At 33.5% G+C, this 15,541-nt stretch carries 16 protein-coding genes; 14 read left to right on the top strand and 2 right to left on the bottom strand.

The annotated features are described in order from the left end of the window. The first annotated feature begins 158 nt into the window (after positions 1-158). From CW357_RS18730 to CW357_RS06890, 3 genes are read left to right on the top strand one after another with little or no spacing between them, the layout of a single operon-like run. Positions 159-290, top strand: coding sequence for a hypothetical protein (locus CW357_RS18730; protein WP_256386322.1), 132 nt, complete (start codon positions 159-161; stop codon positions 288-290). A gap of 44 nt (positions 291-334) precedes the next feature. Beyond that, a complete protein-coding gene (locus CW357_RS06895) occupies positions 335-592 on the top strand; it encodes a hypothetical protein (RefSeq protein ID WP_119416777.1) in 258 nt (85 codons plus the stop codon). After that, positions 592-975 carry a retropepsin-like aspartic protease gene (locus CW357_RS06890; protein ID WP_119416778.1) on the top strand — a complete coding sequence of 128 codons (384 nt, stop codon included), beginning with the start codon at positions 592-594 and terminating at the stop codon, positions 973-975. The genes CW357_RS06895 and CW357_RS06890 overlap by 1 nt, the downstream gene beginning before the upstream one ends. Positions 976-1,220: 245 nt before the next feature. Here the strand turns inward: CW357_RS06890 and CW357_RS06885 are convergent, their stop codons facing one another. Next, on the bottom strand, positions 1,221-1,661 hold the full coding sequence (locus CW357_RS06885; RefSeq protein WP_124217676.1) for a PH domain-containing protein: 441 nt from the start codon (positions 1,659-1,661) through the stop codon (positions 1,221-1,223). Between the two features lie 704 nt (positions 1,662-2,365). Here CW357_RS06885 and CW357_RS06880 point away from each other — a divergent pair. From CW357_RS06880 to CW357_RS06855, 6 genes are all read left to right on the top strand, one after another. After that, a complete protein-coding gene (locus CW357_RS06880) occupies positions 2,366-4,015 on the top strand; it encodes a pyridoxal phosphate-dependent decarboxylase family protein (RefSeq protein WP_124217675.1) in 1,650 nt (549 codons plus the stop codon). Beyond that, positions 3,993-5,690, top strand: a complete 1,698-nt coding sequence (locus CW357_RS06875) for a methyl-accepting chemotaxis protein (protein WP_124217674.1) — start codon at positions 3,993-3,995, stop codon at positions 5,688-5,690. The genes CW357_RS06880 and CW357_RS06875 overlap by 23 nt, the downstream gene beginning before the upstream one ends. A gap of 496 nt (positions 5,691-6,186) precedes the next feature. Further along, positions 6,187-6,438 carry a hypothetical protein gene (locus CW357_RS06870; RefSeq protein WP_124217673.1) on the top strand — a complete coding sequence of 84 codons (252 nt, stop codon included), beginning with the start codon at positions 6,187-6,189 and terminating at the stop codon, positions 6,436-6,438. Then, positions 6,420-6,791: a hypothetical protein gene (locus CW357_RS06865; RefSeq protein WP_124217672.1), complete on the top strand. Its 372-nt coding sequence runs from the start codon at positions 6,420-6,422 to the stop codon at positions 6,789-6,791. The genes CW357_RS06870 and CW357_RS06865 overlap by 19 nt, the downstream gene beginning before the upstream one ends. Positions 6,792-7,143: 352 nt before the next feature. Further along, positions 7,144-7,905, top strand: coding sequence for a GNAT family N-acetyltransferase (locus CW357_RS06860; protein ID WP_124217671.1), 762 nt, complete (start codon positions 7,144-7,146; stop codon positions 7,903-7,905). Positions 7,906-8,093: 188 nt separating this feature from the next. Then, complete coding sequence (locus CW357_RS06855) at positions 8,094-8,327, top strand: hypothetical protein (RefSeq protein ID WP_124217670.1); 234 nt, start codon at positions 8,094-8,096, stop codon at positions 8,325-8,327. A 96-nt stretch (positions 8,328-8,423) separates the two neighbouring features. Here CW357_RS06855 and CW357_RS06850 read toward each other — a convergent pair whose 3' ends face one another. Continuing rightward, positions 8,424-9,923 carry a DUF7309 domain-containing protein gene (locus CW357_RS06850; protein WP_124217669.1) on the bottom strand — a complete coding sequence of 500 codons (1,500 nt, stop codon included), beginning with the start codon at positions 9,921-9,923 and terminating at the stop codon, positions 8,424-8,426. Between the two features lie 565 nt (positions 9,924-10,488). Between CW357_RS06850 and CW357_RS18870 the strand changes: the two genes are divergently transcribed. The 5 genes from CW357_RS18870 to CW357_RS18550 all read left to right on the top strand — a co-directional run bounded on the left by CW357_RS18870 (position 10,489) and on the right by CW357_RS18550 (position 15,512). Then, positions 10,489-10,704, top strand: a complete 216-nt coding sequence (locus tag CW357_RS18870) for a phosphoribosyl-ATP pyrophosphohydrolase (protein WP_371683865.1) — start codon at positions 10,489-10,491, stop codon at positions 10,702-10,704. A 170-nt stretch (positions 10,705-10,874) separates the two neighbouring features. Then, complete coding sequence (locus CW357_RS06840; protein ID WP_124217667.1) at positions 10,875-11,891, top strand: HNH endonuclease; 1,017 nt, start codon at positions 10,875-10,877, stop codon at positions 11,889-11,891. A 105-nt stretch (positions 11,892-11,996) separates the two neighbouring features. Next, positions 11,997-13,913: a hypothetical protein gene (locus CW357_RS06835; RefSeq protein WP_124217666.1), complete on the top strand. Its 1,917-nt coding sequence runs from the start codon at positions 11,997-11,999 to the stop codon at positions 13,911-13,913. Then, on the top strand, positions 13,900-14,751 hold the full coding sequence (locus CW357_RS06830) for a hypothetical protein (protein ID WP_124217665.1): 852 nt from the start codon (positions 13,900-13,902) through the stop codon (positions 14,749-14,751). Before CW357_RS06835 ends, CW357_RS06830 begins: the two co-directional genes overlap by 14 nt. Next, positions 14,748-15,512: a DUF6339 family protein gene (locus CW357_RS18550; RefSeq protein WP_241155053.1), complete on the top strand. Its 765-nt coding sequence runs from the start codon at positions 14,748-14,750 to the stop codon at positions 15,510-15,512. Before CW357_RS06830 ends, CW357_RS18550 begins: the two co-directional genes overlap by 4 nt. Positions 15,513-15,541 lie beyond the last annotated feature (29 nt).

The raw sequence follows: 15,541 nt of genomic DNA, 5'->3' as shown, positions 1-15,541 counted from the left end.
AATTTTAGTATACGTGCACATTTTTATTTTTTATGGAGATTTGTATAGTTATATTCTAATTTTCCTCTTTTAAGTTTCTTGAATGCCATAGAAAGAGTTGAAGTTGGGACGTAAATTTCACGGAGCGTGGATACAATTCGAAAACGCGTGGATTGGCAGTGAAAGAACGTGGATTAAATCACGAAATACGTGGATTAACAACGGAAGAACGTGGATTGAATCACGATATGCGTGGATTAAACAATAAAACCAATAAAATCCATTTAAATTTACAACTCAAAAAATACTAATCTAACATGATAAAATAGATAGAAAACAATCGGAGGTGGCTTATATGAAATGGGAAGAAGTGTGCCAGGCATTTCCAAAACAATGGGTATTGATTGAAGCTGTTGAAGCATATACTAATGAAAAAAGTGAACGTATTTTAAAAGAAATTATACCAATCAAGAAATTTTCTAATTCTCCTGATGCAATGAAAGCATACCAGGAACTTCATCAAGAAAATCCATCGCGTGAATTATATGTTCTTCATACAAATCGTAAGAATCCCAATATTATTGAGAAAAAACGGGTAGGTGTTAGAAGGTAGTGAAAAAGTTAATCATTGAGGATGGATTATTGCTTACTGATTTGAAAGTAATATTTAGAGGCAAATCGTTAAGTCTAAACCGAGTTTTGGTTGATACGGGGTCAGGGGGTACAATAATATCTACAGATTTAGCTCAATCAATCGATCTAATTCCAGAAGTAGATGACACAATCTACCGTATTAGTGGTGTCGGTGGTTCAGAATTTGTCTTTTCTAAAATGGTAGATACCATTAAAATCGGAGAAGCAGAGGCAACTGATTTTCCATTAGAAATCGGGGCAATGAATTACGATTTTGATTTGGATGGTATTGTTGGATTAGATCTTCTAAAAGAAATGAAGGCCAATATTAACCTAGAGAAACTAACAATAGAATTCAGTTAAAAGGCGAGTATAGATGATTTATCTGTATTGGCCTTTTCTTTTTGAGAGTAGATTTTGTACAAAGAATGTTGAGCCATGCTTATGTATGCTATGTATTAAATCCGTATTACTGTGAAAAAGAAAAAGGGCCATCAATCCCTCTTGATTACAATGTTACCACGACAATAAACAATGAGGAGGAATTAAAAATGCCCTAAAAATATTTTAGTCAAATCATTGACCTTTTAATCACTTGCAGGACTAAATTATTCCTGTACCTGTATGTTTGAGCAACGTTTTGTTAACTCGGTGATAAACTCCGCCTTTTCCTTTGGTGAAATTTTCACACTTCCAAGTGCTCCGGATTCATAAAATAGTTCAAGTCCTTGTCTGGAAGATAATATTCGATAACCTGTCAATATATCATTTGTTGGAGATACTTTGGTGATCATTTTGTATGGAATTTTACTACGAAATGGCCCTCCTTTCACTAATAGATAATCCTTATAGAAAACATACTTAATGAAAAAGGCAGTCCACACGATGATTCCTTCTAAAACAATAAATAGAGCGAACATAATAATTCTAATAGTAGTAGATGCTTCTTTATCAAGAATTGCAGGGAGTAGTGTTACAACTCCTATTATTAAAATAGCTATAGAAATCATTGCTACAAAGAAATTGTCTACCTTTGAACGAAAAATCATTAATAGCCACACCTCCTCTATACTATTTATACGGTTATTTCTTCTAATAGTTTCATCCCAGTATTGATTCAATATTGAATGACACCTAAAAGGGTGGTATGGTCTCCATTACATAACAGTGGTGACTGCCATCGAACAACTTCGACTTCTAGTTGTTCCGCGATTTCGAGTGTCTCTCCCGCGATTTTTACTCCTAGTTCCGCGATTTCGAGTGCAACTTCCGCGGTTTTAGAAAATTCTCCCGCGTATCAGAAAATTTATATCCTATCATCTCCTATGAGAGCTAATATTTGTCTGAAAGATCCTTGATGATCCTAAAAAAATCCCAATCATGACGTAAATTTCACGGAACGTGGATACAATTCATAGTTGCGTGGATTGGCACCTGAAGAACGTGGATTGAATCTCGAAATGCGTGGATTACCCACGAAGAAACGTGGATTGATCCTTGATTTGCGGATTAACTAACAATTAAAATCTGTGGATTACAGCTGAGAAAATGGATTAATGGATTGATCTATAAATTTCATGAATCGTAATGAAGTTAATTGGCATAAAACTCTAATTGGTTCAACTTTTCTGAATATTATTATTTCAACATAATATTGGATTTTGTAGTTTCTTTTACTTATAATATACATGTATATTTTACTAATAATTAATTCGAAATATATGTTTTTAGAACTATGAAAGGTGTTTTTGAAATGGATACTATGAAACAACTATTCCAAAGCGAAGATGGCAATGGAAAACAGAGAGAACAATTAGTCAATTATCTTGAAAAAATTTTAACATCAATGGATTCCTTAAAAGATCCATCTAAAACAACACTTGGACCAATGCAAGAACGTTCGGCAAATTTTTATCAGGAGTTGATGGAAGAGCATGTTGTCCCTACGAATGGTACTGGTTTAGATACTGTCGTGAATGCGTTAACTGACTTAATGAAAGGCCATCCGTTCCATACACATAATTTCGTGACAAATGTACTGCCTATGGCAAGCATTCCAGGTATATTAGGTTTGTTTGTAAACTCCCTCTTGAATGGGAATAATTTATGGGATGTTTATGGGCCTGCAGCTACAGAATCTGAAGTGAAAGTTATTTCGATGATGTCTAAGTTAGTCGGCTATGATTATACAAAGAGCTTCGGTTATACCACTTGGGGCGGCCAAGGTGCAGTATTTAGTGGACTTCGCGTAGCAATTGCGAAACAATTCCCTCATGCAAAAGAAGAAGGGGTGCCAAATAACCTATACTGTTTTGCTTCTGAAAATGCACATTATAGTTTATTAAAATCAATTGAAGCTGTTGGTATTGGAAGTAATCATTTAGTCCGTGTAAAAGCAGGAAAAGATCATTCTATGGATATGGATGATTTACAAAAACGTTTAAATGAAGTGATAGAAAAGGGCGGAATCCCAGTATATATTGTTGCAACAACTGGTGCGACAGATAGCTTTGCAATAGATAATATTAAAGAAATTAAAGAAATTACAACTGAATTTGAAAAACGATACAATTTAAAACCAATTCATATTCATGCAGACTCTGCTTTGGGCGGATTTTATGCATTCTTTAACGATTACGATTTCAAACAAAATCCACTGCACTTTGAAGATGAGGTACTTGAAAGCTTAATGGTTATTCGTTCACGTATGCAATATCTTCATTTGGCTGATTCTTTATGTTTTGACTTCCAAAAGCTTGGTCAAACACCTTATCTAACTAGCTTGTTCCTATTAAAAGAAGGTAGTTCACTAGGTCTTTTAGATTTAGAGGATTTTGATACACCGTATGTTGGAAACCGTGGTTATGGTTCATATCATACAGGATATACATTAGAATGCTCTCGAATGGGTAGCTCTATAGCAATCTATGCTGCACTAATGGCATTCGGTAAAACAGACTACCAAAAAATTCTAGCAAATTATGTTCGTGTTAACTTAGCATTCCGTCAGCAATTACAACAAAAATTACCATCACTGCAAATAGTGAACCCAACTAATATAGGACCAATTACAGCGTTCCGATTATATCCTAACAATGCTAATTGGAAATCAGAACAAGCAGGCAAATATAGCGTTTCAGAAATCGAAAAGATAAATGCATTAAATTCATCATTATTTGAAATATTAGGTAAACATCGAGATGACGTGTTCTTTGGAGACACAACGCGTATTTGTACAGTTGATGCTTCTGACAGTACAGAACGCATCCCAGTTGGAGTAGCAAAATTCTTCTCCATTTCACCTTATACAGAAGTAGAACATATTCCAGCAATCATTGAGTCTCTAAAACACTCAATAGAAGAATTGGAGGATTTAACCGTTGAAGAATCTAGCAAAAAATAGACATACAATGCTATACAAGTATATTCTTTATTTCGTTTCACCAATAGCCATTTTTTCAATCATTTTTGGCTCAATACTTTACTATACTTCAAACAATATTATTCAAAACCGAGTGATGAGTCTCTTTGAGGATAAATTAGAACTTGTATCAGATAAAGTAATGGAAGATGTTGACACTTCTCTCGTTACAGCGGCTGATAATAATGATCAAAAACAATATGAAACACTATTAAAGGCTTTAAATGAGGATAAAAAACGGCTAAAAGTACAAAATGCCTATGTTCTTTCCCGCTCAAATGGAAGAGGGCATATTGTAGCATTGAGTGATACCGATAATCACAATGCAGCTTATAAGTTTGATCCTAAGATGAATGAAGCAATTGATCAAGGTAAAGTCACGTTTAGTGATATTTATGAAGATAAGTATGGTATTCATAAATCTATTTTCGTCCCGTTTAAAGGTACAGATATCATTTTCGGATTAGATATGGACGCTGCCTTTATTTCTCAAGTGCAATCTAAAACACTTTGGACTGCAGTAGGGTTGACATTACTATTTGTTGTTTTAGGTGCAATCCTTGCTTACGTTATTACTAAACGAATTATTAAGCCAGTACTTGCTATTAACAATTATGTTGACGAAGTAGCTGAAGGAAACTTAGCAGCAGAACGATTTGAAATAAAAGGAAAAGATGAAATCGCACAATTATCACATGGAGTTTATCATATGGTAGACGATTTAAGAGACATTATTTCTAAAATTAGTTCAAATGCTGAAAATGTAGCAGCTACTTCTGAAGAACTGTCTGCAGGAGCTGAACAAACAAGCGCCTCTATAGAACAAGTAACGGTATCTATGCAAGAAGTATCAGCAGGTACTGAAAAACAGACAGATGCTGTCGAAGAGATTGGAAATAATGTAAATACAATATCTAAAAAAATGAATGACGTAACGAACTACGTTGAACAAGTAAGCGCAAATGCAGTTGATACAACTCACACAGCAGAAAAGGGTAAAGAAATTATTATCAATGCTGTAGATAAAATGAACACAACGACTAAGATGATTGATACAACTTCAGAAGTGGTTAATCGTTTAAGCAATTACTCTAAAGAAATTGGTGAAATTGTTTCATTAATTACAGAAATCGCTGATCAAACCAACTTACTTGCACTTAACGCATCCATCGAAGCTGCACGTGCAGGTGAACATGGTAAAGGATTCGCCGTTGTAGCTGAAGAAGTAAGAAAACTGGCAGATCAATCTAGAACAGCAGCAAACGATATTAGCAATCGTATTGATTTGATCAAGTCTGAATCTACAAATGCAGTAGACTCAATGTCTACAAGTTATGAAAATCTAAAAGTAAGTGCCGATGCTTTCCAAGAAGCAGGAGATGCATTTAAAGTAATCTACTCAGCGATATCAGAGTTGAACTCTCAAGTGAATCATGTAAGTACAACAATTGATGCAATGAATGGCGGTATGAATAACATCGCTGGCTCCATGAAGAAAGTTAGCGCAAGCGTAGTTCAAAACTCAAGCAGTATTCAAAATGTTGCAGCCGCATCCGAAGAACAAACAGCAAGTATGGAAGAAATTACTGCCTCTTCTAATAACCTAGCCACTATGGCAGAACAACTTCGCACGACTGTTGGCAGATTCAAGCTATAAAGTTCATTTGAATAGTAGCGTTAATAGAAAACAAGAGATTCGATGATATTATTTGTCAACGAATCTCTTGTTTTTTAGGTTCCATACTATTTCAAATCCCAACTTCGACTCCTGGTTCCGCGATTTCGAGTGTCTCTTCCGTGATTTTCACTCCTAGTTCCGCGATTTCGATTGCCACTTCCGCGGTTTCCAAAAATTCTCCCGCGTTTCAGAAAATTTATATCCTACCATGCCTCTTTTGAAAGGTAATACTTCTAATGAGCAGGGGCCTTTTGTGAAAATAGACGGAGAAATTACTAATAATAATCATGTATAAGCTAGATATTTAGTATGGGTATACTCAGTTTAATAGGAAAAAGATTTTGGACAATAGTCTATAATTTGGTATTATTATACTATTTCAGAAAAGTGAAAAGACATTAAGTTGTGATGTGGTAAAATAACACAGTAATGGAAAAATATCGGATAATTTAGAAGGTGAAAGGATAGGGGATTTATGAAACAATTAAGTAAAAAAGGAATCATTGTATCAATTATTCTAGCCTGTAGCTTAGTAATTGGGACAGCAGAAGTTTCAGCAGAAAGTAACGCAACATCCACAAAAAAAGTAGTTCAAACAGCTAGTGAAAAAAAGGTAGTATCAAAAAAAGGTGTCATCACTTTACCAAAGAAATTTAAAACAAAAACAGTTATGAGCGAATTAAGACCAGAAGCTGCAAAACTAATGAAATGTATGGTGCTTCTTTAGGAGACGGAAAAACAAAAGCATTCAAAACGTATGCGATAAAGCACTTAGCATCCAAAAAAGATGGCAGATATATGCTAGGATATGGTTATTCAGTGGAAAATTACAATGATAAAGTAAAAAGGACAAGAAAAGCGAATACAAAAAAGGATACTGCAAACTATTCTAAGGCTGTAAAAAAAGTCACAACTTCTAAAGTAGAATATAATGATTATTCAGTTAGGAAGGGATTTGCAAATTTCAGTTTTTCTTTCCAGCCAAAAAACTATAGTCCAATGAATGCAGTCACAGTTTATTTACATTTTACACAATTGAAAAATGGAAAGTATGTATTAGAACCTATAAACTATTATTAATGTATGAGATTTTTATAGTATTGCAACCACAGGTTTTTAATCAAATAAGCGGTAGATTGATCCTATAACAAATAATCCATTGAACCCTTTGACAAAATACACATTGTCAAAGGGCTTTTTTGCCTTATATCAGTTAGTTCAAGTAGTTCGCGTTGTTGCTGCTGAGTCGCTACTCAATCCACTCATTTCTATTCTCGAAAATATAGCCCTTCAAAAAAGTAACTTATTTCCTGTATAATTAAAAGATATAAATATAGGAAGTGATCTATAATTTCAATCGAATAACTTCCAATTTTATTCAATTCAGCAGTGATTATTATTTTAAAAATACAAAACAAAAAGAGGGATAAAGATGAACATCACATTTCAAAACATACATAAAATTGGTCATATCATTTACGAAGATGCGCTTTACCGACAATATCATTATCCAGAAATGCTAAGCCGTTATGATAGTAACTTTATCGAGTGGAAGCAAATGCCTACATTAGAAGAATTCAAAAAAATCGAACAAGCCTTACATACATTTCATCAACAACACGGACAGCAACATGTAAAATTTGTGTTCCCAGCAGATGAAAAGATTCCTGCTCCTATCACTAGCTATTTAAAAGAAGAAAACTATAATATTGGCTTTCTCGAATTATATACTATTCAACCAAGCCAATTCACAGTTGCTAAAGATCCAAACATCAACGTGCAACCAGTAACAGAAAAGAACCTAGAAGACTTCTTAAAACTCCAATACAATGAAGATTTAAAATATGGCGAAAACTTTGCAACTCAAAAACAAACGATGTTACGTCGTCAATTCAAAGAGGAAAGTTACAGATACCAAATCCTTGCCTATAACAAGGAAGGCGTCCCAGTTGGCTCAGTTGAAGTCAGCGAAAAAGAACAAACAGCAGAAATCGACAACCTATTTGTTATCGAATCCCACCAACGTAAGGGAATAGGAGGTCAACTCCAACGTCACGTCATGGACCAATTCCCAGATAAAACAATCATCCTCGTAGCCGATGGGGAAGACACCCCAAGGGATATGTATCAGAAGCAGAATTATAAATTCCAAGGGTTTCAGTATGAGGTTTTGAAGGTTGAAACTGGAAGCTAGTAATTTTAAGGAAAATGAAGAAATCACTAGATTTTAACAATCACTTTATCGGCTGAGTATAGCTAACTGGGATTAATCAAATTTGGGTTACGTAAGGAAGTTTTTGTTGAGAGACTGAGTATCTTATTTTTTCATAAAAGAGTTCGAAATAGGACGTAAATTTCACGGAACGTGGATACAATTTGTAGTTGCGTGGATTGACATCAAAAGAACGTGGATTGAATCCGGAAATGCGTGGATTGACATCAAAAGAACGTGGATTGAATCCGGAAATGCGTGTATTGACATCAAAAGAACGTGGATTGAATCCGGAAATGCGTGTATTGACACCTAAAGAACGTGGATTGAATCCGGAAATGCGTGTATTGAATCTCAAAAAACGTGGATTAATCTCATCACAATCCCTAACCTTAATAGATTAAACCCGAAAAACCGTTTGTAAATGCTATGTAAAAATCAAAAACCCTTTGACACTAAGTTTGTTTTTGTCAAAGGGCCTTTCTTTGGTTGGAGATATTTTAAATTGGTAGATGGTTTTTGAAATCATCTAATACGAATAATGTCTTGGATGATTGTAGTGTAATATTTAATTTTTTGGCTAATGGTTCTAAGTGGTCCTTAACTTCAGGTGTTACTACGATTGCTTGAGGACGTTCATCTAAGTGCTTCAGTAAGTTCAAAAATTCAATTTGTGTTATCGCTGCATTTTTTTTATCTGGAATAATTTGATGGTAACAAATCATCCCTGTATTTTGATCAGCTGCTATACATAAAACAGGGAAATATGGGCGTTCTGCCATGAAATCATTTACTGCATTATTCGTGTAAAAAAGGTCAAATTCTAATACTAAATTATTTTTCTTTTTTTTCTTAATCTGTGCCATTTCAAACTCAGACAATTCATCGTAGATTTGCATACTATTGTGGATCGACAAATTTAAAGGTTCAATTGTTTGAATCCACTGCCTATTATCATCTCTGTGGCGCATCACAAAGGTATCTGGGTCCTTAATACAAGGGAATTGCCAACCATTTTTGCATTCTTGAACAAATTGAATCGATTGTTGAATAACTGTAATCAGAATAGCAACATCATCGGCATTAGGTAGCCATGGGACAAATCCAGGTTCATAACTTCGGAATTGAATCCAATTGTGTTTGCCTCTATATGAAAGCCCTGTGTCCTTTATTAAATCATAATCGGATTTTTCTAATTCATCTCGATCGACAAAATATACACCTAAACCATGCAATTGATAGAAAAAGTCGTCAGTTACTTGATTATTTAAAATATCTCTCAATACATTCCAACCTTCAATTCCTCTATAGATGGATAAGCCATATTCAATATCACTACTACCTAAGATAGAGCAAAAGAACAACTCCTCTGTTTCAGGATGTCGTACAACAAAGATATGATTGTCATCTAGATATTGCCAAGGTTTAAGCTTTTTTAATTCATCCGCCACATGGAACAATGAAGACCAATCTGGTTTATCCTCTAGAAATTCTCCAATCAACTGATCTAATACATCATTTGATAGAGAGCTTCCAAGTTCAATAAGTTCATTTATCTCATCAATATCAACTGATGAACTTTTATCTGTGGCAAAAATATTTCCTTCAGCAGCGATACAAACAGGGTATTCAGTAGCAGAATTTGGTTTTGTAATTTTCTGTACTTCAATTTGAAGTTCGATCTCTTCATTGGCAACCTCATAAATAGCCTCATCTTTTTCTTTTTTAAACCATTCATAAAGATAAGCATCTTCATCATCTTGAATGTCAGTATCCAAGATAAAAAAATTATTGTCATAATCAATGCCAATATAATTATCTTCTATTTCTTTCCCATTTGATCGGAACGAATGAAATAAATACGATTCCGAATGAACTATATCAAAAGCTGCATTAATAAGTGCCCCAAATTCATCAAATGACATTTCATCTGATAACAGCAATGTACGATAAACGGGGGTGGGGGTATAGAGTGCTTGAATTTGTACTTGTAAAATCATTTATAAAACCTCCATCAATGTAATATTTCTTCAATAAAACAGGATTCTTATTATTTGGAACAACTTGTTCAATGACTTATGTATTTTCATAGCAGTTGTTATGAATCATTGTGGAAATTGTTACATTTCTTACAGAATCACTATCTTCGAATGCAAATGTTCTTGTTACAACGAGTATACCTTTGAAAATATTAAAAAAATCGCTAGTCGTTGTTCTGTGAAAGACCTGAATTAATTGCTATTTTACATGATAGGGTAAAAGAGTGGAAATTTATACATCTCTAACATCATTTTTGAATAATAGATATAAAAAATTGAAGAGGGTTGGGATTTTTTACGACAGATAAGACCTGGTGGATGAAAAGTAAATAAATATTCAAAAAATCCCAAAATAGTTTATATTAAATGTAGATGAAGTTGATACATATAAAAGGGGAGAACAAATATACCTCTATACAATAAATTAGTTCGTGATTTAATTCCAGAAGTTATTCAAAAATCCGGAAAGAAATGTACCACTCGTGTTTTAGCGCCAGAGGAACATCTAGGCGAAATAAAATTAAAAATGCAAGAAGAAGCATTAGAATTTAAAGAAGCAACCGTACAAAAAGATGCCATCGAAGAACTAGCAGATGTACTAGAATTAGTTCACGCAGCTTTAGACATATACAATGTTTCTTACCAAGAACTAGAACAAGTTCGTTTAGCTAAAAAAGAGAAACGCGGCGGCTTTTCAGAAGGTATTTATCTTGTAGAGGTAGAGGATGAAAATTTGCGGTAACATTCGATATTCCAAAAAAAGCTCAAAGTATCCTGTATGATTGGACCAAACAGATCTGTACGTATCGTTTACATATTTACTTTGAGAAGAAGATGGGGAAGATTGATGAAGGATAAGGGATAGATATACTTATATTGGTTTAAATATACATTCAAATAGGAGGATTATTAATGCCTAGCCCGATAACAATTATTAAAAACGATGAACTTTTATATGAAGCTACAAGCATTCAAAATGCTGCTAGATTTCTTGCCGAATATCTTCAGATAAGTAAATATAAATTATATGACCCAATAGAAAGAGGATATGTATATAACATTCCTTATTATGTTGAGGAAGATGAATATCGGTTTATTTCACTTGAGGAAGTAGCGGAGAATCGTCGAAAGGAACTTGAAGAGACGAATCATAAAAATGCTCGTCGAATTTGGTTGGTTCCAGCGAATCCAAAAGAATATGATTTAGAACGAGCATTTAATAGTTATGATAAGATTAATTGGAAAAGATCCTATAATTATGAAAATGGCGATATTTTATTTTTATACGTTTCTGGTAATATACAAAAGGTACGCTATAAAGTTGAAGTTATAGAAGGATTAGTAAGGGATAATGATACTCAAAATAATAAAGAATTCTGGGAAGATGAAGAGAAATATGAGCAGTCTAAAGAATGGACTTACACTAGAATTCGATTAGTTGACGAAGTTGATATAGATGATCTTTCTCTTTCACATTTACGTCAACATGGATTGAAAGGTAATATTCAAGGTTCGATGAAGCTTCATGGTGAACTCAGAGATTATATAATGACTTTTTTTAAACACAATTTAACAGAAGGTTATTATCCTGATGAAGTGTCAGAGGACCTAGCGGAGGGTAAAAGTATTAGTGTGACAGTTAATGCTTATGAACGTAATCCTATTGCACGAAAACTTTGTATCGAATATTTTGGTGTTCAATGTCAAATTTGTGAATTAGATTTTGAAAAAGTATATGGAAAAGTAGGTAAAGATTTCATACATGTACATCATATTATCCCACTTCATGAAATTCAACAAGACTATATAGTGGATCCCCAAAAAGATCTAATTCCTGTTTGTCCTAATTGTCATGCTATGCTTCATCGTAAAGAAAATGGTAAGTATTTAACTATTGAACAATTAAGACAACGTATTTTAAGTAACTAAAGAGTTTAAATATACGAAATCTATACCAATAAGGATACAATAACAACTATTATTTATTGGTAACAGAAAGTAATATACGACTTACTCAATCAGGAGGTACAGCAGATGAAACCATTTTGGTATTTTCCTTCAACTGAAGGCGGACAGATTAATTCGATTAATAATGCAGGGATTGAAACATTCCGAGGCAATGAGTTAGATTCTTTAACTAGAGAAATTTGCCAAAACTCATTGGATGCAGTTAAAGATGAATCTAAGCCAGTAGTTGTTGAGTTTAAAAGATTTGAAATTGAAACAAAGAAATTTCCAAACTACGATGGGATAGTACAAGTTTATGATAAATGCGAAGAAACTTGGAATGGTTTGAATCCTAAGAGCGAACAATTTATCAAACAGGCAAAAGAAATTATGAAAAAGCCTACTATGCAATTTTTAAGAGTCAGTGATTTTAATACAAAAGGACTTGAAGGAGCTCAAACTGATGAACTAGGAACACCTTGGAGTTCTCTTGTAAGAGAATCTGGATCCTCGAACAAAGGAGATAGCTCAGGTGGTAGCTTTGGTATTGGAAAATCAGCTCCTTTTGCAAATTCTAAAATTCGTACCATTTTTTATGAGTCACTTGATATTACAGGCTATTCATCACATATTGGAGTAGCAAATATTATGTCTTACAAAAAGTCTGACTTGACTACAACTTTAGGAACAGGTTTTTATACAAAGGACACACAATCGACAGCAATTCCTGGATTTTTTGGATTTGATAAAAGTTATTCTCGGTGCGAATCTGGAACGGATATCTATATTGCAGCATTTTTGCAACAGGATAATTGGAAAGAATCTATACGAAACTCTGTACTATATAACTTTTTCATCACAATTTATCAAAAAAAGCTAGTCGTACATATTGAGGATGAAATTATCTCGCATGAAAACATAGGAACTCTTATAACGCAACTTGATGATTCAAATGAGGATTTCAGACATTTGAAAGCTTATTATAAAGTGCTTACTTCAGAAAAAGCTTTGAAGATTCCTTCGCCAAAGCGAAAATATAAAACTATTGGTGAATTTAAAGAAGGGGAAGCTACCCTTTATATCATAAAAGGTGAAGATTTAAATCGCAAAGTTCTGATGACTCGTAAAGCAGGAATGCGTTTATTTGAACAAAATCGAATTAGTAGTAGCATCATATTTACAGGGATATTGATGATTACCGGTAAACGAATGAATCAAGTCTTTAAAGAAATGGAAAATCCAGCTCATAATGAATGGCAACCAAATCGCTATGAAGACCCGAAAGCTGCGGAAAAAGCATTCAAAGATTTGAGAAAGTTTGTTCGTGAATCTGTGTTACAAAATTTCCAAGCAGAAACAACAAATACGATGGATGCTATCGGGCTTAATGATTTCTTACCTGATGTTCATGTCAGTGGAGAGGGTGAAGAAAAGCAAGAATCTATCACGATGAAGATTAAAGAAGTGAAACAAAAGAAAAAGGATAAACCAAAAAAGAAAAAGAAGAAAAATCGTCAAACTGAAAAAATTGATGACATATTAATTGATGCCGGGATTGAAAATGGAGTAGACGGTAACGATGAAATAGCACCACACACTCCAAAAAATCCAGATAGTGAAAGTAATCAAGATCTAAATGAAAAAGATTTAAATCATACTGGAAACGATGAACAAGGTAATAAAGAAAAAAAGGAAACGTATAAACCAATTGATACTAAAATGAGATATTTATGTGTGGATAAATCTATGGGATCTTATCGTGTGAGTATCAAACCCGATAAAAAGTTTGAAAAAGGAAAAATTGAATTTAAAGTATCTGGTGAACAAAGTGACTATGAGTTACCTATTGAATCTGTAAAATCACAGGATATAGATGATATATCCGTTAAGGGTAATGTGGTTCATTTTACCAACATGGTAGGTAAAAATATGATTACATTAGAAGTACAAGTAAGCTATGATCATTACTGTGTTATGGAGGTGGATTTATATGAAGCTAAATAGTGAGCTTCCTTATCCAGTACTTTCAAAGGACAACGATCATTATGTAAACTCAACATTTGATGTAGAAGTTGAAGTTAAAAAGGTATTTGGTGAACTCGTAATTGATGCAAACTTTCTTTTGGAAAATAGCGGCATTGAGAGTCTTATAGCTGAAGGAAAAGCATGCTATGTGTTACATATTGAATGCCCGCAAACTAGTTATAGAGTCGTGAAAAAGTCTTTTACAAATCGTTTAACGATTAATATAGATGAAAATATTCTTCGAAATAAAATAGATGTGCATCCGTTAATCGTTGCAAATGATCGAATCGAAAATTATACAAATAGTAATTGGAATGAATTTTATTCGTCCTTACTCATTACATACGAAAAAGGAAATATTCTAGCTAGTTCAGATGCGATTGAATTAATTTTGCATGAAGATTCAACTGAAACGCAAAATTTACCTTCAATTGTAACAATTAGGCGCGTAGAAAAACTAGAATTTATGAGTGTAGATCTAGGAATGGAACAAATAATCATTGAATTACCACAAAAGGTATATAACCAGTATGCTCAATACGGTGATACACGATTAAAAGAAACCATATTAACATTAGTCATATTGCCCTGCTTAGTTGATGTTTTTCATATATTGAAAGAAGATACTTCAAGCTTTGAAGACTATCATTGGTATCAAGTATTAATGCAAATCTTTGAAAATAATCATCTATCTTTTACAAAAGTAATAAATGAAGAAATATCAGTTATGGAGGCTGCACAACGTGTTTTAAGAAATCCACTAATTGCTTCCTTTAAGGAAATTGATAAATTGCTTTCTGAGGAGGATGAAAAATGAAGATAAAATTTTTATCCGAAGACGCTTTACAAGATTTACGGGCTAATTTCGATAGTTATAAAGAATATTATTTTAAACAGGATGAATCATGGTTTCAATCGTATTTTAATAAAGATGGTGCAGTACTTGAATCTAATATAGAATTTACTCAACCTAAATTTAGCTTTAATCCAGATTTTTCGGTAAGCGATTGTGAAAATGTTAAAGCGATGTATGATGCATTAAAGCATTTAACAGTCTCTCAAGCCACTCAAGAACGACTTTGGACTGGATTAGCTCATATGCAAATGCGTGATTATTTCTTTTTCCGTTTAAAAGATGATCTAGAAAAAAAGAATGAAAAACGTCTAAAATCGGCTTTATATTATGTGAATGGTACAAAACGTTCTCTATTCGTTAATGTTCTTGCTCGACTTTGGTGGGTAGGTTACATGACATATGATGAAACAAATCAAGAAAATCCTTATTGGCTAACTGAATTTTTCTGTTCAGCTGAATTTTCTGGTCGAAGTGTCTATTTCTTCTCGAGCAATTTTACGGGAAATCGAACAATTACAAAAGGAATATTACGTGCACTATTAACTCTGAGTCAAGAAGGTCATGATATTAAACGTGCTCATTTTGTAGAAGCAGGAAGATATCTTAACATTTCTGGCGGTGCTATGATTTTAGACATGTTAGAAGAAGATGAGATAAAAGAAATGGTAGAAGCACGAATACGAAAAGTCTTTCAATTTGAGAAACAGTTGATTAGTCAATAAAAGATTAATTTAAGCTCTGGATTTATATG

The sequence above is a fragment of the Rummeliibacillus sp. TYF005 genome, assembly GCF_003844195.1.
Classification (GTDB): domain Bacteria; phylum Bacillota; class Bacilli; order Bacillales_A; family Planococcaceae; genus Rummeliibacillus.
Note: the sequence above shows the minus strand (reverse complement) of the source record. Positions and strands in the feature narration are given on the sequence as shown.